Below are 22,948 nucleotides of genomic sequence, written 5' to 3'. Positions count from 1 at the left end.
ATTCCCCGCCGGCCGCCGCCGGCATCCGGACCTCCGCGGCATTTTGGCGTCCGCCGCGGGAATCCATTGCGCGCCCATTGCAGCCCTCTGCCCCGCCCTTTGGACGGCACGGCGGGCCGAGCGGAACGGGCGGCGCCGCCGGGCCGCGCGACGGGCCCGGCGGCGCCGGGACGGGGTCAGGTGAGCCGCTGGGTCCTGCTCAGCACCCGCTGGGCGACCACGACCAGCACCAGGAACGCGCCGCTGACCACCTGCTGGACGGCGGAGGTGAGGTTGCCGACCTGGTTGATCAGGTTCTGGATCACGCCGAGCAGCAGCACCCCGGCCATCGTGCCGGTCACGCCGCCGACCCCGCCGGTGAGCAGGGTCCCGCCGATGACCACGGCGGCGATGGCGTCCAGTTCCAGGCCGATGCCGAGGATGGTGACGCCGGACGACAGGCGGGCCGCGTTCAGCGCGCCCGCCAGCCCGGCCAGCAGCCCCGAGAGCAGGTAGACCAGGATCTTGGTGCGGACGACCGGCACGCCCATCAGGCTCGCGGCCTCCTCGTTGCCGCCGACGGCGTACACGTTCTGCCCGAAGCCGGTGCGCTGCAGCAGCACGACGCCCGCGGCGGCCAGCGCCACCGTGATCCAGACGGGCCAGGTGACGCCGAACGGCCCGTCCTGGCCGAGCGAGGCGAACGCCCGGTCCTCGACCAGGTAGGTGGTGGCGCCCTCGTCGGACACCGCCAGCATGAGCCCGCGGACGCCGAGCAGCCCGGCCAGCGTGACGATGAACGGCGCCATGCCGAGCCGCCCGATGAGGACGCCCTGCAGCAGTCCGATCGCCCCGCACACCGCCAGCGGAAGCGCCAGCGCGGCCAGGAGCCCGGCGCGCGAGCCGTAGGCGGCGAGCACCCCGCCGAGCACGAACAGCGACCCCACCGACAGGTCGATCCCGCCGCTGATGATCACGAAGGTCATGCCGAGCGCGACGATCGCCAGGAACGACGAGGAGACCACGATGGCGCGCAGGTTGGCGCCGGTGGCGAACGCGTCGAAGGCGACCGTGCCGAACACCGCGAGCCCGAGCAGCACCAGCGACGCGCCGTGGTGCTGCAGCAGGTGGCCGAGCCGCTCGCGGCGCGCGGCCGCGCCCGCGTCGGCGGACGGCGAGGACGGGCCGGCGGACGGCGCCGGGCGTCCCGTCGCGCCGTCGGTGGTGATCGCGGTGGGGTCGGTCATCGCGCACCTCGGTTTCCGGCCGCGTACACCGCGGCGAGGATGATGGCCGCCTGGACGATCTGCGCCCAGGACTGCGGCAGGTCGTGCTTGATCAACGTGGCCTGCAGCAGCTGCATGAGCAGCGCCCCCATGACCGTGCCGAGCACGCGGATCCGGCCGCCGCTCAGCGGGGTCCCGCCGATGACCACGGCGGTGATCGCCGACAGCTCCATGAACAGGCCGAGGGAGGTCGGGTCGCCGGCCTGCAGCCGCGCGGTGGCCAGCACCCCGGCGCCGGCCGCCAGCGTGCCCGAGATGACGTAGACGGCCAGCAGCAGCCGCTTGACCGGCAGCCCGGACAGCTCGCTGGCGGTCCGGTTGCCGCCGATCGCCACGATCCGCCGCCCGAACGTGGTGCGGCGCACCACGAACGCCATCACCGCGGTCAGCGCCGCCGCGATCAGCACCACGTACGGGACGCCCGCGACCGACCCGCTGCCCAGCGCCAGCAGCCCCGGGTTACTGATCTCCTTCAGCTGCGGCACCAGCACGTTCGCCAGCCCACGCACGCCGACCAGCAGCGCCAGCGTGGCGACGATCGGCTGCACCCCGACGTAGGCGACCAGCGCGCCGCCGACCGCCCCGGTCGCCGCGCCCGCCGCCAGCGCCACCAGCACCGCCGGGACCGGCCCGTACCCCAGGTACAGCACGACCATGGACGCGGCCAGCGCCATCACCGAGCCGACCGACAGGTCGATGCCCTCCGTCCCGATCACCAGCGCCATGCCGAGCGCCACGATGACGATCGGGGCGACCTGCACCAGCTGGGTGCGGAAGTTGCCCGGGTCCACGAAGTTCGGGGTGAAGACCACGTTGAACAGCAGCAGGGCGAGCACGGAGACGTACACCCCGTACTCGCGCGCCCACGCCAGGACGCGCGCCCGGTCGAGCCCGGGGCGGCGTCCGGCCACGGCCTCAGCCATGGCGCTCCTCTCCGGAAGGGTCGCCGGCGCCGTCACCGGCGATGACGGCCATGATCCGGTCCTCGGTCACCTCGCCGCCGCCCAGCTGTCCCGCCACCGTCCCGTCGCGCAGCACGACCACGCGGTCGGAGCCCTCCACCAGCTCCTCCAGGTCCGAGGAGATCAGCAGCACGCCCAGGCCGTCGCGGGCCAGCTCGTCGACCAGCGCCTGCACCTCGGCCTTGGCGCCGACGTCGATGCCGCGGGTCGGCTCGTCCAGCAGCAGGATCCGCGGGTTCATGGCCAGCCACCGCGCCAGCAGCACCTTCTGCTGGTTGCCGCCCGACAGCTCGTCGACCCGCTGGTGCGGCGAGGACGCCTTGATGCGCAGGCGCCGCATGAAGGTCTCCACCAGCGCGTCGATCCGCGCCTCGGAGACCAGGCCGGCGCGGGCCAGGCGGGGCAGCGCCGCCAGCGCGATGTTCTCGCGGACCGACAGGCCGGGCACGATCCCCTCGGCCTTGCGGTCCTCCGGCAGCAGGCTCACCCCCGCGCGGATCGCCGCGCCGACGGGCCGGCGGCGCCGCAGCGTCGTCCCGGCGACGGTCACCTCGCCCTCGTCCAGCGGCAGCGCGCCGACGATCGCCTTGGCGGTCTCGCTGCGCCCCGCGCCGAGCAGCCCGCCGAGGCCGACCACCTCGCCGGGGCGCACCGACACCGACACGCCGTTCAGGACGTGCCGGCGGGTCAGGCCGCGGGCCTCCAGGACGGGCTGCTCGGCGGCGGCCGCGTGCTCGCCGGAGAACCGGGTGACCCCGCCGGCGCGCACCTCGGCCACGTCCCGGCCGAGCATGAGCGAGATGAGCCGCAGCCGGTCCAGCTCGGCCAGCGGCCCGGTGTGCGCCACCCGTCCGTCCCGCAGCACCGTCACACGGTCGCACAACTGGTACAGCTCGTCGAGACGGTGGCTGACGTAGACGGTGGAGATGCCGCGGTCGCGCAGCTCCCGGACGACGCCGAACAGCGTCTCCACCTCCCGGGGCTCCAGCGAGGACGTCGGCTCGTCCATGATCACCACACGGGCGCGCACCGACACCGCGCGCGCCAGCGCCACCATCTGCCGGGTGCCGACCCCGAGCGTGCGCAGCGGCGCGCGCACGTCCGCGCGCACCCCGAGCTCGGCCAGCGTCCGTTCGGCCTCGGCGTGCAGCCGCGGCAGGTCGATCAGGCCGAGCCGGGTGCGCGGCTCGCGGCCGAGCAGCAGGTTGCGGGCCACGCTCATGTCGGGGACGAGCCCGACCTCCTGGTGGACGGCCGAGATCCCGGCGCGCCGGGCCTCCAGCGGAGATCCGAACGCCACCGGGCGCCCCTCCACCAGGACCCGCCCGCCGTCCGGCCGGTGCGCGCCGGTGAACACCTTGATCAGGGTGGACTTGCCGGCGCCGTTCTCCCCGACCAGGGCGTGCACCTCGCCGGGGCGCAGCGCGAACGACACCTCGTCCAGCGCCAGCACCCCGGGGAAGCGCTTGGACACCCCGTCGGCCTCCAGCACCGGGATCTCAGCGTCCGCCGCCCCCATCAGTAGGCCAGCCCCAGCGAGTCCTCGGCGTTCTCCTTCGTGTACTCGCGGTCTTGGATGACGACCTTCTCGGGGATCGGGTGGCCCTCCAGGAACTTCTGCGCGGTGGAGAACGCCAGCGGCCCGAACCGCGGATTCGACTCAATCACCGCCTGCAGCCAGCCGTCGACGATGGCGCGCACCGCGCCGCGGGTGCCGTCGATGGAGACGATCTTGATGTCGCCGGGCTGCTTGCCCGCGCCCTTCAGCGCGGTCACCGCGCCCAGCGCCATCTCGTCGTTCTCGGCGTAGATGCCGTCGATGTCGGGGTTGGACTGCACGAGCTGCTCGGTGACCTGCTGGCCCTTCTCGCGGGTGAACTCGGCGGTCTGCTCGAAGGAGATCTGGATGCCGGGCGCCTTCTCCTTGATCCGGTCCTTGAACCCGTTGGTGCGGTCGGTGGTGACGTTGTTGCCGGGGGCGCCGAGCAGGATCGCGACCTTGCCCTTGCCGCCCAGCGCCTTGATCATCTGGTCGGCGGCGCGCCGCCCCTGCTGGTAGAAGTCCGAGCCGATGAAGGTGAGGTAGTCGCCGCACGGCCTGGCGTTGATCTTGCGGTCGACGGTGATGATCGGGATCTTCTTGGCCGCCGCCTGCCGCAGCACCGGCTCCCATCCGTCGGAGTTGAGCGGCGCGATCACCAGCAGCCGGGCGCCCTGCGCGATGAGCTGCTGCACGTCGGCGATCTGCTTGGAGAACTGCGACTGGGCGTTGGTGACGCGCAGCTTGGTGATGCCGAGCTTGGCCGCCTCGTCCTTGATGGACTTGGTCTCGGCGATGCGGAACGGGTTGGCCTCCTTCTCCGACTGGGAGAAGCCGACCACCGCCGATTTGAGGTCGAACTTCTGGCCGCCGAACTGCCGCAGCGTGCAGGTCGCCCCGGCGCCGCCTGCCGGGGACTGGGCGACCTGCTGCTGCGCCTGCGCGTCGGCGCCGCTCTGGGACGAGGCGTCGTCCTCGGTCTTGGCGCAGCCGCTCGCGGCGAGGGCGAGGGCGACGGCGGTGACGGCCGCGAGGGGCAGGTGACGGCAACGGCCTGACTGCTTGCTCATCGGAAAACCTAACGTTCGGGCGGAGGGAGGTCGGGTCGGGCGGGGCGCGCCCCGCCGGGTGCGGGGGCGGGCGGCGCGCCGCGGCGCCGCCCGCCGGCGGGACGGTTCAGTCGCAGCTGACCGGGGTCTCGTCGATCACGGCCCGGTTGGCGTCCCGGATCCGGTCGACGTCGGGCTTGACCACCGCGCGGTCATAGGTGATCAGTCCGTTCAGCTCGGTCTCCACGTCGGTGGTCTGGGTGTAGATCGCCGCGCTGAGCCCGGTGCAGGTGCGCAGCCTGCGCAGCTCCTCGGTCATCGCGACGTACCGGTCGGTGAGCGCCTTGGGGTCGGGCTCGACGGCGTACCCCCAGCCGCCGCCGGACCAGGTGTGCCCGAGGACCGGCAGCCCGAGTCCGCCGTACTCGCCGAGCACGGACGCGCGGGTGTCCGACGGCGCGCCCGGCGTGCCGGGGCCCGGGTAGATGTGGTAGTCCATCACGTCGCCGTTGCCGCCGTCGACGGCGCCGCAGCAGTTGATGCCGCTCATGTTGTTCACCAGGCGGGACGGGTCCCAGCTCTTGACCAGGTCGGCGATGCGGGCCTGGTCGTACTGGCCCCAGCCCTCGTTGAACGGCACCCACATGACGATGGACGGGTGGTTGCGGTGCTGGTCGACCATGGCGCGCAGCTCCGTCTCGAACTGGGCGCGGTCGGCGGCGTCGGCCGCGCCGAACATCGACGGCATGTCCTGCCACACCAGCAGGCCGAGCCGGTCGGCCCAGGCGTACCAGCGGTCCGGCTCCACCTTGACGTGCTTGCGGACGGCGTTGAACCCGAGCCGCTTGGTCTGCTCGAGGTCAAAGCGCAGCGCCTCGTCGGTCGGCGCGGTGTAGATGCCGTCCGGCCAGAAGCCCTGGTCGAGCGGGCCGATCTGGAACACCGGTTCGCCGTTCAGCAGCATCCGGTTGACGCCGCCGACCTTCGTGACCTCGATGGTCCGCATGCCGAAGTAGCTGTCGACCCGGTCGAGGGCGCGGCCGCGGGCGTCGACGAGGGCGACGTCCAGGTCGTACAGGAACGGCCGGTCGGGCGACCACAGCTTCGGCTTCGGCACCGGCACGCGCAGCTCGGCGCCCACCGCTCCGGTCGCGCGGCCGACCACGCGGCGGCCGTCGCGGGCGGTGACGACGGCGCGGACGCCCTTCCCCGCGCCCTGCGCCTGGACGGTGACGCGCAGCGCCTGGCCGGCGACGTCGGGGGTGCTGCGCAGCGCGGTGACGTGGGCGGGCGCGACCGGCTCCATCCACACCGACTGCCAGATGCCCGACGCGGGGGTGTACCAGATGTTGCCGGGGGTCTTGCGCTGCTTGCCGACGGCCTGCCCGTTCAGGTCGGTGGGGTCGTACACGCCGACGATGAGCTCCTGCGGACCGCGTCCCGGCTTGAGCGCGTCGGTGACGTCCACGCTGATGCGGTCGTAGCCGCCCTTGTGCACGGCGACGCGCTTGCCGTTGACGTACACCGCGGACTCCCAGTCGACGGCGTCCAGGTGCAACAGGAGCCGCTGTCCGCCGCGCCCCACGCGCCAGCCGCTCGGGACGGTGAAGGTGCGGCGGTACCACATCCGCTCCTCGCTGCGCTGGAGGCCGGACAGCGCGGACTCGACGGGGAACGGCACGACGATCCGCTCGTCGAGGTTCCGGCCGACCGGGGGCTTCTCCCCCTCGCGGGCCGAGGCGAACTGCCAGGTCCCGTTCAGGCTCTTCCACTGCTTGCGCGTGAGCTGCGGACGGGGGTACTCGGGCAGCGGGGCGCGCGGGTCCACCTTGCTCGCCCACCGGGTCTTGATGGTGTACATCGATTCGTTCCAGGCCAGGACGTACTTGAACGCCTCCAGCGCCGTGCCGTCGCCGGTGGTGACGCCGCCCGCGCCGTCGTAGGTGACGCGCACGCCGTTGCCGGCGGGCTTGGGGATCGGGTGGACGAGCGTCAGCACCAGCGCGGACGGGTCGGCGGCGTCGCGGGCGAGGGACTCGACCGGCCAGGGGGTGCCGCTGAGGGTGACCGTGAAGTGCTCGCGCGCGCTCGCGGGCGGCGCGGCCAGCGGCGCGGCGAAGCCGAGCCGCAGGGTCGTGCCGGACTCGTCCACGGCCGCCGCGCGCGGGCCCGCCGGTTCGAAGCCGTCGGGGAGGGTGAAGGCGGACGCGGGCACGATCTGCTTGGGCGTCGACGGGCTCTCCCAGCGCAGCCGCAGGTTGGAGCCGCCGTAGTGCTCGAAGTACTCGATCTTGAAGTCGTAGTCGACGCCGGCCCGCAGGTCGATGGGCGCGCCGACCTTCTCCACGTCCCAGGTGTCGGTCCAGTTGTCGATGATCAGCCGGCCGTCGACCCACAGGCGGAAGCCGTTGTCACCGATCATGGAGAAGGTGTACGGCTCGGAGCGGTCGGGCCGGATCTTGCCGGTCCACCGCACCGTGACGTCGTCGGTCTGGCCGGTCAGCTCCCGGAACGCGCCCTCCAGGTCCGGCATCTCGATGTTGGGGTCGACGACGGTCGCCTTGAGCTCGCCGAAGTCGAACCGGCCGGGCCCGGTGCTGACGTAGTAGTCGCCCCGCAGGCCGCCGCGGGACTCGGCCTTCGCCGGGGCGGCGGCGGACGCCGGGAGCGCGGCGACGCACTGCCACACGAGGGCGGCGAACAGGGCCAGCAGGATCAGGGGTCGGGGTCTGGTACGGGAAGGGGGTCTCAGCGCTGTCATCCCTGGTGATCCTCTGCTGTGGGGGTGGGTGGATCGGGGACGGATGGATCGCGGGGCCGATCGAAACGAACAGATCTGAACCGTTGATCGATCCCAACCAAGCACCGAACGATCGCGTCCGTCAAGAGAGAACGGTCAGATTCGATCTGAAACGATCCGACCTGACAGGTCCCGGCCGCATTCGAGCCCCGCGCCCACCGGCGCCTCTGACTGACTACGATCAGAATCGGTCGAATCGTTTCGGCCGCCGAGTCGAAGGCGGAGCTGGGAGACAGTGAGCGAGAACCAGGGACCGGCGGACGCGCGCAGGCCGGTGTTCGCCGCCGAACGCCGCAGACGCATTCTGGAGCTGGTCCGGGCCAACGGCGCGCTGTCGCTGCGCCAGCTCGCCGAGGCGGTGCAGTCGTCCGAGGTCACCGTCCGCCGGGACGTGCGGGCGCTGGAGGCCGACGGCCTGCTCAGTCGGCACCACGGCGGCGCCTCGCTGCCCGGCGAGCTGTCCCGCGAGCCCACCCACCTGCAGAAGGCGCAGGTCGCCGCGGCCGAGAAGGCCGCCATCGCCGACCTGGCCGCCGCCCTGGTGGAGGACGGGGACGCGATCGTCGTCGGGCCCGGCACCACGACGCTGGCGCTGGCGCAGCGGCTGACCGGCCGCACCGAGCTGGCCGTGGTCACCAACTCGCTGCTGGTGGCGCAGGCGCTGGCCGGATCGCCGCGGATCGAGGTGATGCTGACCGGCGGCCTGCTGCGCGGGTCCACCCAGGCGCTGGTCGGCAGCGAGGCCGAGCGGGCCCTCGCCGGGCTGCGGGTGCGCCGGGCGTTCATCTCCGGCAACGGGCTCACCGCCGAGCGCGGACTGTCCACGCCCAACCTGCAGGTCGCCAGCGCCGACCGCGCCCTGGCGGCGGCGGCCGAGGAGGTCGTGGTGCTCGCCGACCACACCAAGATCGGAGTGGACACCATGGTGCAGACCGTGCCGGCCGAGCGCATCGACCACCTGGTCACCGACGAGCGCGCGCCGCAGGAGGAGCTGGACGAGCTGAGCGCCCGCGGCGTCCGCCTCCACGTGGCCCGCCTCTGACCGCGCCGGCCCGCCCGAACCTGATCGAATCCGATCGGCTGTGACCGAACCTGCCCCGAATCGTTCCACGATCGTTACCCGGACCGATCAGCATCGGTGCATCGGGAGCCGAGCCGCGCGGCGGCCGGAGGTTCCGGGAGGCGAGCGTGGCGGAGAGAGTTCTGGAGGCCGCCGGGATCCTCAAGAGGTTCCCCGGGGCCGTGGCGCTCGACCATGCGTCCCTCACCCTCGTCCCCGGCGAGGTGCACGCGCTCGTCGGGGAGAACGGCGCGGGCAAGTCGACCCTGCTCAAGGTGCTCGCGGGCGTGCACCGGCCGGACGCGGGCGAACTGCGCGTCGCGGGCGAACCGGTCCGCTTCAACGGGCCGGGGGACGCCCAGCGCGCCGGGATCGGCGCCGTCCACCAGGACGCGAGCCTGCTGCCGCTGATGAGCGTGGCACGCAACCTCCTCCTCGGCCGCGAGCCCCGCACCCGGCTCGGCCTGATCGACGTCGCCCGCATGAACGCCCGGGCGCGGGAGATCCTCGACCGGTACGGGGTGGCCGCCGACGTCCGCCGCCCGCTGGGGTCCCTGCCCGCCGGCACCCGCAGACTGGTCGCGCTGGCCCGCGCCTGCTTCGTGGGCACGCGGGTGGTCGTCCTGGACGAGCCCGCCGCGTCCTTGGAGCCCGCCGAGGCCGCGACGCTCCGGCGCGCCGTCGAGTCGCTGCGCGCCGAGGGCCGCGCCGTCGTCTACGTCAGCCACCGGTTGGAGGACCTGTTCGAGTTCTGCGACCGCGTGACGGTGCTGCGCGGGGGCCGCGTCGTGCACACCGGGCCGCTGGCGACGCTGGACCGCCTCTCCCTGGTCTCGCTCATGCTGGGCCGGGGCCGTGTCCCACGTCCCCGCGTCCGGACCGCAGCGCCGCCCCCGGCCGTGCCCGTTGCCGTCCCCGCTCCCCCGCCGGAGCCCGTGGAGGAGGACCCGCCCTACCTGCAGGCCACCGGCCTGACCCGCAAGCACTCCCTGTCCGGGGTGTCGATCGCGCTGCGCCGAGGCGAGGTGCTGGGGCTCGGCGGGCTGCTCGGCGCGGGCCGTACCGAGACCGCCAAGGCCATCGCGGGGGCGCTGCCGCTGGACGCGGGCCAGGTCATCGTCGCGGGCACGCCGCTGCGCAAGCGGTCCATCACCGGCGCCATCCGGGCCGGCGTCGGCCTGCTGCCCGAGGACCGCGCCGCCGAAGGTCTCGTCCCGTCGCTGTCGGTCCGCGACAACATCGCCCTCGCGGCGCTGCCCCGCCTGTCGCGGTTCGGCGTCGTCTCGACCGCGCGCATCGACCGCGTCGTGGGCGCGTTCATGCGCCGCCTGCACATCACCGCCGCCTCGCCGCACCAGAAGGTCCGCGAGCTGTCGGGCGGCAACCAGCAGAAGGTGCTGCTGGCCCGCTGGCTGGCCACGCACCCCAAGGTCCTGCTGCTGGACGAGCCGACGCGGGGCGTGGACGTGGGCGCCAAGGCCGAACTGCAGGACCTGCTGGACGAGCTGGCCGTCGAAGGGCTGGCCGTCCTGCTCATCTCCTCCGACCCGCGCGAGCTGGCGGAGGGCTCCGACCGGGTCGTCGTGATGCGCGAGGGCGCCATCGCCGCCGAACTGGTCGGCCCGCAGATCACCGAGGACGCCATCATGTCCGCCCTCGCCACCGCCCGGCCGGCGGCGACGGGCGGCCGGTAGCCGTCAACGCCGCGCGTGGCGGATCTTCACCCGTCCGAACCCCGTGCTCCCGGAGATCCGGATCGTCGGCCCGTCGGCACGAGGGCGGCGCGGGGGCGTGTACAGCGCGTCCTTCCACGTGGTGCGCAGCCCGTCGAGGTCGACGACCGCGTCGCGCGGCACCGTGATCTTCGCTCCGCCGGTGCCGAGCCGCAGCTCGATGTCGACCACCGGATGCTCGATGACCGCCCGCGACAGGTTCAGGTCCACCTTTCCGAACGCGGACTCGATCGTGAGTCTCCGCGGCACCCGCCAGGCGCCGCGCCGCCGAATCCGTCCGGCCATCACGGAGATCGTGGACGCGGCGTCCGGCTTCACCCCTGGGAGCGAGACCAGGGCCTGCCCCAACTCCCCGTGCGTTTTCGCGGTGAGCGCGCGCTGCAGGCGTTCGTCCATCTCCTCATGGGAGATGTGCCCTTCGGCGTACGCCTCCTGGAGGCGCTTCACAGCCGCGTCACGGTCGTCCTCGCTGACCAGTGACGGGGGGTCGTCCGGCCGAGAAGTCACCGTTCCACTCTAACGCCGCAGATCACACCACATGCCCCGGCGAATTCTCGGTCCGCCTCAGCGACGGGCGGAATGCGCTGGGGGCGGCCGCGGGTTGTCGCGCGTATGACGACCATCGGTTTGATCGGAAGCGGCAACATCGGCGGCACCGTGGCGAGGCTGGCCGTCGCCGCGGGCTACGACGTGGTGCTGAGCAATTCGCGCGGCCCCGAAACCTTGAAGGGACTCGTCGGCGAGCTCGGCCCGCACGCCCGGGCCGCCACTCCCGCGGAGGCGGCGGAGGCCGGCGACCTCGTCGTGGTGACGATCCCGCTGCGGGCCTACCGCGAGGTGCCCGTCGCACCGCTGGCGGGCAAGATCGTTATCGACACCGACAACTACTACCCGGAACGGGACGGGCGGTTCCCCGAGCTGGACGACGAGTCCACCACCACCAGCGAGCTGCTGCAGGCGCACCTGCCGACGTCGAAGGTGGTCAAGGGGTTCAACAACATCTACTTCAAGCACCTGCTCGCGCTGGCGCGCCCGGCGGGGTCGCCGGACCGCACGGCGCTGCCGATCGCCGGGGACGATGGCGCCGCGAAGGCCGCGGTCACCGAGTTCTTCGACCGGATCGGCTACGACGCGGTCGACGTGGGCCCGCTCGCGGAAGGGTGGCGCTTCCAGCGCGACACGGCCGCCTACGCCTCCCTCTACGCCGCCGACGAAAGCTGGGCGAAGGCGGTTCCGGTGGACGCCGCCAAGCTGCGCGAGGCTCTCGCCGCCGCCCGACGCTACGCCGACATGCGCTGAGTCTTCCGTCAGGTGAGGTCGATGATGGGGGGCGGGTAGGCGATGGAGCGGCGTGCCTCGTCGGGGAGCGTCCACGGGTGGCGGACGTGCGGCGCGGGGACGTCGGCGAGCTCGGGCACGTACGTGCGGACGTAGTCGCCGCTCCGGTCGTACTTGGCGGCCTGCCTGAGCGGGTTCATCACCTGGTCGGGGCGGGTGGCGTTGCCGGTTCCGGCGCCCCATTGCCAGTTGCCCGCGTTGTCGGCGACGTCGCCGTCGACGAGCCAGTCGCCGAAGTGGGCCAGGCCCTCCCGCCAGTCGACGCCCAGGGTCCTCGTCAGGAACGACGCGGTGATCAGACGGGCCCGGTTGTGCATGAAGCCCTCGCGGTGGAGTTGGCGCATGCCCGCGTCGACGACGGGCACGCCGGTCGCGCCCTCGCACCAGGCGTCCAGGACGTCGCGCTCGAGGTTCCAGCGCCGTCCGCGAGGCCGGTAGTCGCGGCGGGGCAGCTCGGGGAACGCCGCCATGACCTGGTGGTGGAAGTCGCGCCAGGCGAGCTGCCGCCGGTAGGCCCCGCCGGCCGCGTTCGCCAGCTCCAGCGGTGAGATGCAGCCGAACTTCAGGTACGGGCTGAGCCGGGACGTGCGGTCGGCGGCGAGGTCGTCGCGGGTCTCCTCGTAGGCGGCGGCGTCCGTGCGCAGCCACCTCTCCATGCGTTCACGTCCGGCCCGTTCGCCTCCCGGCGGCAGGCACGGGGACAGCGGGCCGGAGGTCAGGTCCTCCAGTCGCGGCAGCGGGCCGGGGTCGACGCCGTCGGGGAGGCTGATGCGGGCGGGCGTGTCGGCGACGGGACGCCATCGGGCCGCCTCCCAGGCCCGCCAGTACGGGCTGAACACGCGGTAGTGGTCCCCGTTGGACGGGAGGAGCGCACCGGGCGGCACCACCGTGACGCCCGGGTGCGCCGACACGTCGAGCCGCAGGCGGCGCAGCGCCGCCAGGCGTCGCGCCCCGAACGCCGACCGTTCGTCGGCGAGCGTCACCGTGCGGGCGCCGGTCTGCTCGGCGATCCGGGCCGTGTGGGCGACGGGGTCGCCGCGGCGGACCACCAGGTCGCCGCCCAGGCCGCGCAGCGACGCGCGCAGGTCGGCGAGGCAGTCGAGGAGGAACCGGACGCGGTTGGGCGCGGCGAACCGTCCGTTCAGGATGGCGTCGTCGAACACGAACAGCGGCACGACCCGTTCGGCCCGGCACGCCGCCGCCAGCGCGGGGTTGTCCCGGATCCGCAGGTCGCGGGTGAACAGCATGATCGAGACGTCCATCGCGGCCTCCCGGCGTCACCGTTCCCCGCACGGCGGGCCGCGCACGTCGCGGGCGGGTCAAGGTTTCAGCAGGTGGGCCGAGGTCTGGTGGGTGGCCAGGACGATGGCGCCGAACGCCTCGGCGCGGTCGCCGAGGCGGCCCGCGGCGACCTCGACGTCGTGGCCGATCGCCGGGGACAGCCGGCGGGCCAGCTCGTCGCGGACGCCGTCGAGCAGGATCCGCCCGACCGCCGCGACCTCGCCGCCGATCACCACGAGGCGGGGCGCGAGCATCGCGCAGACGCCCGCCAGCGCCCGGCCGATCATGCGACCCGCGTCGGCGACCACGCGCCGGGCGCCCGGGTCGTCCGCGGCGAGCAGGGCCACCAGGTCGGCGATGGTGGTGTCCGGCCCGCGGACGTGGGAGAACGCCGAGGTCAGGGCGCGGGCCCCGACGACGGTCTCCAGGCAGCCGCGGTTCCCGCAGCGGCACACGTACCCGCCGTCGACGACGGGGACGTGCCCCAGCTCGCCCGCCGTTCCGGTGGGCCCCTCGTAGAGCCGCCCGTCCAGGATCAGGCCGGCGCCGACGCCGTCCGACAGCATCACGTAGACCAGGTCGTGGACGCCGCGCCCGGCCCCGTAGGTCCATTCGGCCAGGGCGCCCAGGTTCGCGTCGTTGCCGACGTGGACCGGCATGCCGACGCGGTCGCGGAGCCGGGCGGCGATGTCGATGCCGCTCCAGGCGGTCAGCATGGACGGGCTGTTCAGCGTGTGCGACCGCGACTGGACCGGCGCCGACACGGCGACGCCCATGCCGAAGACGCGGCCGAGGTCCCGCCCCTCGGTCGCGACGAGGTCGAGGGCGGTCTCGGCGACGAACTCCAGCGTCTGGTCGGGCTTGTGGTCCACGTCGATCACGCGATGGCGCTCGCCGAGCACGCCGCCGGACAGGTCGGCCAGCAGGACGCGCACGTCGGTGTGCCGCAGGTGGACGCCGAGCAGGCCGCCGCCCTCGGGGTTGAGCGACAGCGGGGTGGCGGGACGTCCGCCGCGCGAGGCGGCCCCCGGCGGGGACGCCGCGGGCGACTCGGTCAGGACGCCCTCGGCCAGCAGGTCGGCGACGAGGCTGGAGACGGTGGTGCGCGACAGGCCCGTCGCGCGGGCGATGCCGACCCTGCTGATCCGGCCGTGCCGCCGGACGGTCTCCAAGACCAGCAGGCGGTTGCGCGAGCGCAGCGATGTCAGGGAACCGGGCCTGTCGTCCATGGGTGCAGCCTAAGGGGATTTTGTCCGAGATCCGTATTAATTACGGCCGCATGCGGTCACGTTCGTCCTTGACGCTGATTAATTCGGATTTCTACAGTGCACCAAAGTCAGCGGCGGGCTGAACGCCCCCTTCCCACCCCCTTGGAGTTGGCGTGCGCAGACGAGCGTCCGCGCCGGACATGAGCGGCACGGTTTCCCGCATGTTGTCCCGTAGAAAGGGCATCGTCGGCCTCACCGCCATCACGGCGGCCGCGGCGCTGACCCTCACCGCGTGCGGCGGCGACTCCGACGACGGCGGCGGCGGTTCCGGCGCCCCCAAGGGCAAGGTCGGGGTGATCCTGCCCGACACCAAGTCCTCGGTCCGCTGGGAGAACTTCGACCGGCCGTACCTGGAGCAGGCGTTCAAGGCGGCCGGCGTGGAGTACGACATCCAGAACGCCGAGGGCGACACCCAGCGGTTCCAGACGATCGCCGACCAGATGATCACGAACGGGGTGACGGTCCTGGCGGTCAGCGGGCTGGACTCCGCTTCGGCCGCGGCGGTGCAGCGCAAGGCGCAGCAGCAGGGCGTCAAGACGATCGACTACGACCGGCTCACGCTGGGCGGCGTGGCCGACTACTACGTCTCCTTCGACAACGTCAGGGTCGGCGAGGAGCTCGGCCGGGGCCTGGCGAAGTGCCTCGGCGACAAGAAGGCCAACATCGTCTACCTGAACGGCGCGCCCACCGACAACAACGCCACCCTGTTCGCCCAAGGCGCCCACAAGGTGCTCGACGGGATGCCCGGCTTCACGAAGGTCGCCGAGCAGGCCGTGCCGAACTGGGACGCGCAGCAGGCCGCGACCATCTTCGAGCAGATGTGGACGCAGCACGACGGCGAGATCGACGGCGTGCTGGCGGCCAACGACGGCGTCGGCAACGCGGCGATCTCGATCCTGAAGAAGAACGGCGCCGCCGGGAAGGTGCCGGTGACCGGCCAGGACGCCACCCTCCAGGGGCTGCAGAACATCCTGGACGGCAACCAGTGCATGACGGTCTACAAGCCGGTCAAGCGGGAGGCCGAGGCCGCGGCCAAGCTGGCGGTCGCGCTGCTGAAGGGCGAGAAGCCCGTGACGGACGGCACCGTCCGCGACCCGGAGGGCAAGCGGGACGTGCCGTCGGTGCTGCTGATGCCGATCTCGATCTTCAAGGACGACATCAAGCGGGTCCTGGACGACGGTTTCGTCAAGAGGGAGGACCTCTGCAAGGGCGCCTACGCGTCCAAGTGCGAGAAGGCCGGACTCTGACGGTACGCGTCCTCACCCGGAGCGCAGCGCCCTCAGCGACTCCTTCAGCGACGACAGCGTCGTGAACACCGCGGTGGGTTCGTAGCCGCAGTGCGCCATGCAGTTGGCGCAGCGCGGGTCGCGTCCCCTGCCGTAGGCGTCCCAGTCGGTCCGCTCCAGCAGCTCCCGGTAGGTCTGCGCGTAGCCGTCGGCCATCAGGTAGCACGGGCGCTGCCAGCCGAACAGCGAATACGACGGGATCGCCCACGCGGTGCACGGGAAGTCCACCTTGCCCTCGAGGAAGTCGAGGAACAGGGGCGAGTGGTTGAAGCGCCAGCGTTTGCGGTTGCCGCCGGCGAACGCCTTGCGGAACAGCTCGCGGGTCTCCCGGACGCCCAGGAAGTGCTCCTGGTCGGGCGCCTTCTCGTAGGCGTACCCCGGGGAGATCATCATCTGGTCGACGCCCAGCTCGTCGTTGAGGTAGTCGAGCACCTCGATGACCGTGCGCGGGGTGTCGGTGTTGAAGAACGTGGTGTTGGTCGTCACCCGGAACCCGCGGCGGCGGCATTCGCGGATGGCCTCGACCGCCTGGTCGAACACCCCGTCCTTGCAGACCGACGCGTCGTGCCGGTCGCGCAGCCCGTCGATGTGCACGGCCCAGGCGAAGTACGGCGACGGCGTGAACTGGTCGATCTTCTTGGGGATCAGCACCGCGTTGGTGCACAGGAACACGTACTTGCGCAGCCGCACCAGCGCGTCGACCATCTCGGCGATCTGCGGGTGCATCAGCGGCTCGCCGCCCGCGATGGACACCATGGGCGCGCCGCACTCCTGGACGGCGGCGACCGCCTGTTCCACGGGCATGCGCCGTTTCAGCACGTCGGCCGGATGCTGGATCTTCCCGCATCCGGCGCAGGACAGGTTGCAGGCGAACAGCGGCTCCAGCTCGACCAGCAGCGGGAACTTGTCCCGTCCGCGCAGCTTGTTGCGCAGGATGTGGGAGCCGACGCGCAGGCTCTGGCGGAGCGGCATGCCCATCAGGGCCGCACCTCCTTCGGCAGGGTGAACTCGGACGTCTCGGCGGCGGCGCGGTCCTCGAGCTCGACGGGGCCGAGGCCGCGCAGGGCCGCCACGATCGCGTCGACCGCCGCGGGCGGCGCCGTGGCCCCCGCGACGACGCCGACGGTGCGGGCCGCCGCGAGCCGGTCCAGCGGCACGTCCGCGGGCCGCTCGACGCGCAGCGCCGGCGTCCCGCCGCCCTCCGCCGCCCCGACGAGGCGGTCGCCGCCGGGGCCGGCCGGGCCGACCACCAGCACGAGGTCGGCGCCGACGGCGCGCACCGCGGCCTCGCCGGACGCTTCCCCGCGTGACGCCGTGGGCGCCGCCAGCAGGACGCGCCGCGGGCCGACGGCCGCGCCCCAGCACGCCAGGGCCGCGCCGACCGTCCGCAGCCGCCGCAGCGCGGCCAGGCCGCCGGTCAGGGTGGCGGGGCTGAACAGCGGGTGCTCGGGCGTGTCGACGACGGCGCGGACGACGGCGCACGGCCGGCCCGCGGCCGCGGCGGCCAGCGGCGCGGACTCCATGTCGACCGCCAGCGCCCCGGTGGCGGCGAGGGCGGCGCGCTCGCGGCGTCCGGTCACGACGCGGTCGCGGGTGAGCAGCGGCCCGCGGTGCACCGTCGCGCCGTCCCGTTCCAGCAGCCCGGCGATCAGCTCGGCCGAGCGGCAGGCGACGGTGCCGTCCGGGCCGCGGATCTCCGTCGCGACGACCAGGCTGCCGGGCCCGACGCGGGCGTCCAGCGATCCGGCGAAACCCGTGACCGCGAGCGCGTCGAACGGGGGCAGCCGGGCGGCGGCCCTCCGCGCCCGGCGCGGCCCGACGCCGACCGTGACGACGCGCAGGCCGGGACGGGCGGCGGCCCGCGCCTCGATGCCCAGCGCCGCGCACACCACCAGCCGCGCGGGCCGTCGCTCCGGCGTCACGTCGCCGCGGCCCTCACGTACCGGCCGAGGGCGCTCACCGGGAACACCAGCCGGTACAGGTGGTAGTTGATGTAGAAGTCGCCGGGGAAGCCGGTGCCGGTGAAGTAGTCCTCGTCCCAGCCGCCGTCCTCGCGCTGGTGCTGGACGAGCCAGGCGACGCCGTCGCGCACGGCCGCGGAGCGTTCTTCCCCGGCGGCGAGCAGGGCCAGCAGGGCCCAGGCCGTCTGGGACGGGGTGGACACGCCGCGGCCGATCCACGCCGGGTCGTCGTAGGAGCGCATGTCCTCGCCCCAGCCGCCGTCGGGGTTCTGGTGCGCCTCCAGCCACGCGACCGCGCGGCGGATCGCCGGCTTGTCCGGGCGGACGCCCGCGGCGACGAGCGCGGGCACCACGCTGCCCGTGCCGTAGACGTGGTTGGCGCCCCAGCGTCCGAACCAGGAGCCGTCCGGTTCCTGGGCGTTGAGCAGCCACACCACGGCCCGCCGCACCACCCGCGACCCGCCGAGCCCTTCCCCGCACAGCGCCTCGACCACGTGCGCGGTCACGTCCGCGGACGGCGGGTCGATCACCGCGCCGAAGTCGCAGAACGGCAGGCGGGTGCACAGCGTGCGGGTGTTGTCGGCGTCGAAGGCGCCGTAGCCGCCGTCGCGCGAGCCCATGCCGGTCAGCCAGCGCACGGCGCGCCGGATCGCCGGTCCGGCGTCGGGGTGGGCGGTGCGCCGCAGCGCCAGGATCGCCTCGGCGGTGTCGTCGGTGTCGGGGTAGATGTCGTTGTCGAATTCGAACGCCCAGCCGCCGGGCGGCAGGTGGGGCCTGCGCACCGACCAGTCCCCCGGCCCCTTGATCTCCTGCCCGAGCACCCATTCGGCGGCGTTCATCAGCGCGGGGTGGTCGGCGGGCAGTCCCGCGTCGGCCAGGGCGGTCACCGCCAGCACGGTGTCCCACACCGGGGACTGGCACGCCTCCAGGCGGCGTCCCTTGTCGTCGCGGATGGTGAACCGGTCGAGGCCGTCGAGGCCGCGTTTCATGACGGGGTGGTCGAGGCCGTAGCCGAGCAGGTTCAGGGCGATGAGCGAGTACACCCACGGCGGCTGGATCCCGCCCCACGACCCGTCGGCCTCCTGGCGGGCGATGATCCACTCGGCGGCGCGGCGCAGCGCCGCGGTGCGCAGGGCGCGCACCGGCCGCCGCTGGTAGACGTGCAGCGCCCGGTCCAGCGCGTCGAACGCGTGCCCCCAGGCGTCCCGGGAGCGGCGCGGACGGCGGCCCGTGCGCAGCTCCGCCAGGTCGAACGGCAGCGGCCGGACGGGCCGCAGCGCGCCCACGACGGTCAGCGGCACGATCGTCTGCCGCGCCCAGCACGCCCAGTCGTAGACGTTCAGCGGGAACCAGGACGGCAGGAACACCATCTCCGGCGGCATGACGGGCAGGTCGTCCCACGGCCACTGCCCGAACAGCGCCAGCCAGATGCGGGTGAACACGCGGCTGGCCTCGATGCCGCCCGCCTCCCGCACGAACGCGGCGGCGCGGCGCATGTGCTCGGCGTCCACCGGGTCGCCGGCCAGCCGCAGCGCCGCGTACGCCTCGATCGTCGTGGACAGGTCGGGCGGGCCGTCGTGGAAGGTGGCCCAGGTGCCGTCGTCCCGCTGCTGGGAGCGGATCCAGCGGGCGGCCTCCGCGGTGTCGTCGGCGGTGCGGATGCCGAGGAACTGGCGCAGCAGCAGGTCCTCGGCGTCCATGGTGACGTTGGTCTGCAGCTCGCCCTTCCACCAGCCCTCGGGAGACTGCAGCTCGAGCAGGCGGTCGCGGGCCCGCCGCAGGGCGGCCGCCGCGGCGTCGGCGAGCGGCGCGGTGTCGGTCGACGGGTGCGTCGTGGTCGTCTGGGTCGGGGTCATGTCGCCATCCGTTCCGGTGGTCCCGTGTCGTCGGTCAGTGGTCGCGGGCGGTGACGAAGCGGGCGATGTCGCGCAGCTCGGCGCGGACGCCGTCGTCCATCCGCCCCCGCGCCAGCTCCGCCTCGGCCCGCTCCAGGCGGCGCGCCGCCTCCGTCTCGGCCCAGGAGCGGCCGCCCGCCGCCTCGATCAGCCGGGCCGTCTCCCGCAGTTCGTCCTCCGGCCGCGGCGCCGGACGCGCGTACAGCTCGGCGAGCCGCCGCGACTCGGCGGTGCCCGCGGCGAGCGCGGCCACCACGGGCAGCGACTTCTTGCGGGCGCGCAGGTCGGACAGGACGGGTTTGCCGGTGGTCTCCGGGCTGCCCCAGATGCCGAGCAGGTCGTCGACGAGCTGGAAGGCCACGCCCAGCTCGGCGCCGAACACGGCCAGGACGTCCACCAGCGCCGGGGGCGCGCCCGCGAGCGTCGCGCCGATCGCGCAGGAGCAGGCCAGCAGCGCGCCGGTCTTGTCGGCGGCCATGGCCAGGCACTCGTCCAGCGAGACGTCGTCGCGGGACTCGAACTCCATGTCGCGGGCCTGCCCCGCGATGAGCCGCCTGGTGGCCTCGACGAGGTCGTGCGCGGCCCGGTGCGCCGCCGGGGTGCCCGCGTCCAGCAGCACCTCCAACGCGATCGTCATCAGCGCGTCGCCGCCGAGGATGGCGGCGGGCGATCCGAAGACGGTCCACGCGGCGGGCCGGTGCCGCCGGGTGCGGTCGCCGTCCATGATGTCGTCGTGCAGCAGCGAGAAGGCGTGCACCAGCTCGACGGCGACGGCGCCGGGCAGGGCCGCCTCGGGCGGCGCGCCCGCCGCGCGCGCCGACAGCAGCGCCAGCGCGGGCCGCAGCGCCTTGCCGCCTCCCCCGGTGACGGACGCCCCCTCGGCGTCGGCCCAGCCGAGGTGGTAGGCGGCGATGCGGCGGGTCCACGGGTCGAGGCGTTCGACGGCGTCGCGCATCGCCTTCTCGACGAGCGCGCGCTCTTCGGCGGTCACGAGAGGGGCGGCGGTCATCGCGCCCCCACCCCCTCGGCCATGCGCGGGGAGAGCAGGCCCCGGTCGCGCAGGTGGCGGCGGACGAGGCGGGCGGCGGTCAGGCCGCTGCGCACCGCGCCCTCCATGGTGTCCGGCCAGCCGGTGTCGGTCCACGCGCCGGCGAGGACGACGCCCGGCATGCGGGTCGCGGCGGGCGGACGCAGCGCGCCGCTGCCCGGCGCCTGGCGGAAGGTGGCGGTGCGCTCCCGGGTGACGAAGAAGTCGACGACCCCGGCCTGCCGGGCGGCGGGGAACAGGCGCTCCAGCGCGGAGAGGAAGACGGGGCGCAGCTCGGCCGTCGGCACGTCGATCCACCGGTCGGCCGCCGACACCGACACCGCCAGGTACTGGCCGCGGCCCAGGCCGCTCACGGCGGTGCGGTCGAAGACCCACTGGACGGGCGAGCCGACCGCGGCGGCGAACGGCAGGTCCGTCACGGGGGCGTCGTAGACGACGTGGACGTTGATGATGGGGCTGGCGCCCAGCCCGGACCAGCGGTCCCGGTCGGGGCACGCCTCCTCGGGGACCAGTCCGGCGGCCGCCTGGTGCGGCACGGCCACCACGACGGCGTCGGCGGCGACCGCCGTGCCGTCCACCACCAGCTTGGGCCCGGCCCGCACCGCCTCGACCTTCGCCCGCAGCCGCACCTGCCCGCCGGCGCGCTGGACCCGCCGCAGCGCCGCCGTGCCGTGCAGGTCGCCCAACGGCGCGGACGCGATGCCGATGTCGGCGGCGTCGGACCGGCCGAGCAGGGCGGTCCGGCACACCATGGCGGCGGGCCCGAGCGCGGCCTCGTCGAGCCGGATGTTGAGCGCCGCGGTGACGAACAGCTCCCACAACGCCTGGCGCGGCCACCACCGCTGGCCGTGCTCGGCCAGCCAGGAGCCCATGCTGACCCGGTCGAGCCGGGGCTCTGCGGGGTCGAGCCGCCGCAGGGCCAGGGCGGCGCGGGCCGCGCGCAGCCGGTCGCCCGGCGGCAGCAGCTCGTACCCGGCGAGCGCGGGCAGCAGGTGCAGCGGGCCGGGCAGCCGGGCGCGCCGCAGCCGTCCCGCGGGGCCGTGCGGGGTGAGCACGTCGACCGCGAACCGGTCCTGGACGCGGACCCGGTGCTCGACGCCCAGCCTGCGCAGCAGCCCCCGGTACGCCGTGCAGCACCGCAGGAACACGTGCTGCCCGTTGTCGACCGTCAGGCCGCCGCGGCGGAACGAGCAGGTGGCGCCGCCGAGCCGGGGACGCGCCTCGAAGATCGTCGTGCGGACGCCCGCCTCCTGCAGCGCCAGCGCCGCGGTGATCCCGGCCAGGCCGCCGCCCACGACGGCGACGTGCGCGTCGGCGCCGCCTCCCGCGCGTGGCGCCGCCCCCATCACCGCACCGTCCACAGCGAGCGCAGCGCCACGGCGGCCTTCTCCCACGGCGGCAGGGACACGTGCCCGTTCAGCGCGGCGAGCGGGTCGGCCGCGATGCGCGACAGCAGCCGCCGGTAGATGTCGGCCATCGCGGCGGCGCACGCGGCGCTGCGCCGGTCCAGCAGCGGGATCAGCCGCGTCCCGGTGTCGTACCACTCGGCGGCCCGCGCCGCCTCGAAGCGCATCAGCGCGATCAGCCGGGACGGCGGGTCGGTCCACCGGCCCGCCGCGTCGCGCTGCAGCGAGCAGCCGAACCGGGCCAGGTCCTCGCCGGGCAGGTAGACGCGGCCGCGCAGCGCGTCCTCGCGGACGTCCCGCAGGATGTTGGTCAGCTGCAGCGCCACGCCGAGCGCGTCGGCGAGCGGCTCGGCGGCCCGCATGTCGGCGGCGCCGAACACCCCGAGCGACAGGCGGCCGATCGTCCCGGCGACGCGGCGGCAGTACGCCAGCAGCTCGTCGAACGTCGCGTAGGAGGCGCCGCGGACGTCGGCCTCGCAGCCGTCGACGAGCTCGGCGAACGCCTCCAGCGGGATCGGGTAGCGCCGCGCCGCGTCGGCCATCGCGACGAACACCGGGTCCTCCGGCCGGCCGTTCAGGTCGCTGATCTGCTTGCGGACGGACACGAGCGCGGCCAGGCGCCGTTCGGCGGGCACGGCGTCGTCGTCGCCGAAGTCGTCGATGCGCCGGGCCAGCGCGTACACCGCGCTTAACGCCCGCCGTTTCGGCGGTGGCAGCAGCCTGATCCCGTATGAGAAGTTCCGGGCCCGCGAGCGGACCACCTGCTCGCAGTACCGGTAGCCGTCGGACGGATCCACTGGTCATCTCCTTCCGAGCATTCGTGACCACTCGATCAGCAGCCGTGTTCTGGCGGGACGCGGCGGATCCGCGAGGACGTCGTAGCCGCGGCGTTCGATCGCCGCCAGGGCGGCGCGGCCGCCCGCGATGTAGCCGGCGACCGCGATCCGCGCGAAGCCCGGCAGCCGCGCCGAACCGGGGTCGCGCACCGGGGCCGCGGGCGGCACCGGGTCCGCCGACCGCGCCCGGCGCGCCGCCCGCGCCGGGCGCGGCGGCGCC

At 74.1% G+C, this 22,948-nt stretch carries 18 protein-coding genes and 1 pseudogene; 4 read left to right on the top strand and 15 right to left on the bottom strand.

Going from position 1 to position 22,948, the window contains the following annotated elements; translation table 11 throughout:
- Positions 1-176 precede the first annotated feature (176 nt).
- The 5 genes from AR3_RS21435 to AR3_RS21415 all read right to left on the bottom strand — a co-directional run bounded on the left by AR3_RS21435 (position 177) and on the right by AR3_RS21415 (position 7,577).
- Complete coding sequence (locus tag AR3_RS21435) at positions 177-1,226, bottom strand: ABC transporter permease (protein WP_083951750.1); 1,050 nt, start codon at positions 1,224-1,226, stop codon at positions 177-179.
- A complete protein-coding gene (locus tag AR3_RS21430; RefSeq protein ID WP_067916209.1) occupies positions 1,223-2,188 on the bottom strand; it encodes an ABC transporter permease in 966 nt (321 codons plus the stop codon). Before AR3_RS21430 ends, AR3_RS21435 begins: the two co-directional genes overlap by 4 nt.
- Positions 2,181-3,746 carry a sugar ABC transporter ATP-binding protein gene (locus AR3_RS21425; protein ID WP_067916208.1) on the bottom strand — a complete coding sequence of 522 codons (1,566 nt, stop codon included), beginning with the start codon at positions 3,744-3,746 and terminating at the stop codon, positions 2,181-2,183. The genes AR3_RS21430 and AR3_RS21425 overlap by 8 nt, the downstream gene beginning before the upstream one ends.
- Positions 3,746-4,837: an ABC transporter substrate-binding protein gene (locus tag AR3_RS21420; RefSeq protein ID WP_067916206.1), complete on the bottom strand. Its 1,092-nt coding sequence runs from the start codon at positions 4,835-4,837 to the stop codon at positions 3,746-3,748. Before AR3_RS21420 ends, AR3_RS21425 begins: the two co-directional genes overlap by 1 nt.
- Before the next feature lie 106 nt (positions 4,838-4,943).
- The gene (locus AR3_RS21415) at positions 4,944-7,577 is read right to left on the bottom strand and encodes a glycoside hydrolase family 2 (protein ID WP_067916204.1); all 2,634 of its coding nucleotides are present in this window, start codon (positions 7,575-7,577) and stop codon (positions 4,944-4,946) included.
- A 274-nt stretch (positions 7,578-7,851) separates the two neighbouring features.
- On the opposite strand from AR3_RS21415, the gene AR3_RS21410 reads away from it, so the two are divergent.
- Together AR3_RS21410 and AR3_RS21405 are read left to right on the top strand one after the other, a co-directional pair.
- Positions 7,852-8,658: a DeoR/GlpR family DNA-binding transcription regulator gene (locus AR3_RS21410; protein ID WP_217998679.1), complete on the top strand. Its 807-nt coding sequence runs from the start codon at positions 7,852-7,854 to the stop codon at positions 8,656-8,658.
- A 146-nt stretch (positions 8,659-8,804) separates the two neighbouring features.
- Complete coding sequence (locus AR3_RS21405) at positions 8,805-10,370, top strand: sugar ABC transporter ATP-binding protein (RefSeq protein ID WP_067916202.1); 1,566 nt, start codon at positions 8,805-8,807, stop codon at positions 10,368-10,370.
- Between the two features lie 3 nt (positions 10,371-10,373).
- Here the strand turns inward: AR3_RS21405 and AR3_RS21400 are convergent, their stop codons facing one another.
- Positions 10,374-10,916 carry a DUF1707 SHOCT-like domain-containing protein gene (locus tag AR3_RS21400; RefSeq protein ID WP_067916200.1) on the bottom strand — a complete coding sequence of 181 codons (543 nt, stop codon included), beginning with the start codon at positions 10,914-10,916 and terminating at the stop codon, positions 10,374-10,376.
- Positions 10,917-11,021: 105 nt separating this feature from the next.
- Between AR3_RS21400 and AR3_RS21395 the strand changes: the two genes are divergently transcribed.
- Positions 11,022-11,708: an NADPH-dependent F420 reductase gene (locus AR3_RS21395; RefSeq protein ID WP_067916198.1), complete on the top strand. Its 687-nt coding sequence runs from the start codon at positions 11,022-11,024 to the stop codon at positions 11,706-11,708.
- Between the two features lie 8 nt (positions 11,709-11,716).
- Here the strand turns inward: AR3_RS21395 and AR3_RS21390 are convergent, their stop codons facing one another.
- Positions 11,717-13,009 carry a cryptochrome/photolyase family protein gene (locus AR3_RS21390; protein WP_067916196.1) on the bottom strand — a complete coding sequence of 431 codons (1,293 nt, stop codon included), beginning with the start codon at positions 13,007-13,009 and terminating at the stop codon, positions 11,717-11,719.
- Between the two features lie 57 nt (positions 13,010-13,066).
- On the bottom strand, positions 13,067-14,257 hold the full coding sequence (locus AR3_RS21385; protein WP_067916194.1) for an ROK family transcriptional regulator: 1,191 nt from the start codon (positions 14,255-14,257) through the stop codon (positions 13,067-13,069).
- A 200-nt stretch (positions 14,258-14,457) separates the two neighbouring features.
- Here AR3_RS21385 and AR3_RS21380 point away from each other — a divergent pair, with 200 nt between their 5' ends.
- The gene (locus tag AR3_RS21380; protein ID WP_067916193.1) at positions 14,458-15,543 is read left to right on the top strand and encodes a sugar ABC transporter substrate-binding protein; all 1,086 of its coding nucleotides are present in this window, start codon (positions 14,458-14,460) and stop codon (positions 15,541-15,543) included.
- 12 nt (positions 15,544-15,555) lie between these two features.
- On the opposite strand, the gene hpnH is transcribed toward AR3_RS21380, so the two are convergent.
- The 7 genes and pseudogenes from hpnH to AR3_RS31540 all read right to left on the bottom strand — a co-directional run.
- Positions 15,556-16,560: an adenosyl-hopene transferase HpnH gene (hpnH, locus tag AR3_RS21375; RefSeq protein WP_067916191.1), complete on the bottom strand. Its 1,005-nt coding sequence runs from the start codon at positions 16,558-16,560 to the stop codon at positions 15,556-15,558.
- A complete protein-coding gene (locus AR3_RS21370; RefSeq protein WP_067916189.1) occupies positions 16,560-17,504 on the bottom strand; it encodes a phosphorylase family protein in 945 nt (314 codons plus the stop codon). Before AR3_RS21370 ends, hpnH begins: the two co-directional genes overlap by 1 nt.
- Positions 17,501-19,399: a squalene--hopene cyclase gene (shc, locus tag AR3_RS21365; RefSeq protein WP_083951749.1), complete on the bottom strand. Its 1,899-nt coding sequence runs from the start codon at positions 19,397-19,399 to the stop codon at positions 17,501-17,503. Before shc ends, AR3_RS21370 begins: the two co-directional genes overlap by 4 nt.
- A 34-nt stretch (positions 19,400-19,433) precedes the next feature.
- Positions 19,434-20,447: a polyprenyl synthetase family protein gene (locus tag AR3_RS21360; protein ID WP_067916187.1), complete on the bottom strand. Its 1,014-nt coding sequence runs from the start codon at positions 20,445-20,447 to the stop codon at positions 19,434-19,436.
- Complete coding sequence (gene hpnE, locus AR3_RS21355) at positions 20,444-21,832, bottom strand: hydroxysqualene dehydroxylase HpnE (RefSeq protein ID WP_067916185.1); 1,389 nt, start codon at positions 21,830-21,832, stop codon at positions 20,444-20,446. The genes AR3_RS21360 and hpnE overlap by 4 nt, the downstream gene beginning before the upstream one ends.
- Positions 21,832-22,689: a presqualene diphosphate synthase HpnD gene (hpnD, locus tag AR3_RS21350; RefSeq protein ID WP_067916183.1), complete on the bottom strand. Its 858-nt coding sequence runs from the start codon at positions 22,687-22,689 to the stop codon at positions 21,832-21,834. Before hpnD ends, hpnE begins: the two co-directional genes overlap by 1 nt.
- A gap of 3 nt (positions 22,690-22,692) precedes the next feature.
- Positions 22,693-22,948: pseudogene (locus tag AR3_RS31540) on the bottom strand (squalene synthase HpnC); the annotation flags it as partial.

The organism is Actinomadura rubrobrunea NBRC 15275, assembly GCF_001552235.1.
GTDB classification, from domain to species: Bacteria; Actinomycetota; Actinomycetes; order Streptosporangiales; family Streptosporangiaceae; genus Spirillospora; species Spirillospora viridilutea.
This window is presented reverse-complemented; position numbering and strand designations above follow the sequence as displayed.

Excerpts from the sequence above, each read along its gene's own strand:
- AR3_RS21435 (WP_083951750.1), bottom strand. The coding sequence starts at position 1,226 with ATGACCGACCCCACCGCGATCACCACCGACGGCGCGACGGGACGCCCG.
- AR3_RS21430 (WP_067916209.1), bottom strand. The coding sequence starts at position 2,188 with ATGGCTGAGGCCGTGGCCGGACGCCGCCCCGGGCTCGACCGGGCGCGC.
- AR3_RS21425 (WP_067916208.1), bottom strand. The coding sequence starts at position 3,746 with ATGGGGGCGGCGGACGCTGAGATCCCGGTGCTGGAGGCCGACGGGGTG.
- AR3_RS21420 (WP_067916206.1), bottom strand. The coding sequence starts at position 4,837 with ATGAGCAAGCAGTCAGGCCGTTGCCGTCACCTGCCCCTCGCGGCCGTC.
- AR3_RS21415 (WP_067916204.1), bottom strand. The coding sequence starts at position 7,577 with ATGACAGCGCTGAGACCCCCTTCCCGTACCAGACCCCGACCCCTGATC.
- AR3_RS21395 (WP_067916198.1), top strand. The coding sequence starts at position 11,022 with ATGACGACCATCGGTTTGATCGGAAGCGGCAACATCGGCGGCACCGTG.
- AR3_RS21390 (WP_067916196.1), bottom strand. The coding sequence starts at position 13,009 with ATGGACGTCTCGATCATGCTGTTCACCCGCGACCTGCGGATCCGGGAC.
- AR3_RS21385 (WP_067916194.1), bottom strand. The coding sequence starts at position 14,257 with ATGGACGACAGGCCCGGTTCCCTGACATCGCTGCGCTCGCGCAACCGC.
- AR3_RS21380 (WP_067916193.1), top strand. The coding sequence starts at position 14,458 with ATGTTGTCCCGTAGAAAGGGCATCGTCGGCCTCACCGCCATCACGGCG.
- hpnH (WP_067916191.1), bottom strand. The coding sequence starts at position 16,560 with ATGGGCATGCCGCTCCGCCAGAGCCTGCGCGTCGGCTCCCACATCCTG.
- shc (WP_083951749.1), bottom strand. The coding sequence starts at position 19,399 with ATGACCCCGACCCAGACGACCACGACGCACCCGTCGACCGACACCGCG.
- AR3_RS21360 (WP_067916187.1), bottom strand. The coding sequence starts at position 20,447 with ATGACCGCCGCCCCTCTCGTGACCGCCGAAGAGCGCGCGCTCGTCGAG.
- hpnE (WP_067916185.1), bottom strand. The coding sequence starts at position 21,832 with ATGGGGGCGGCGCCACGCGCGGGAGGCGGCGCCGACGCGCACGTCGCC.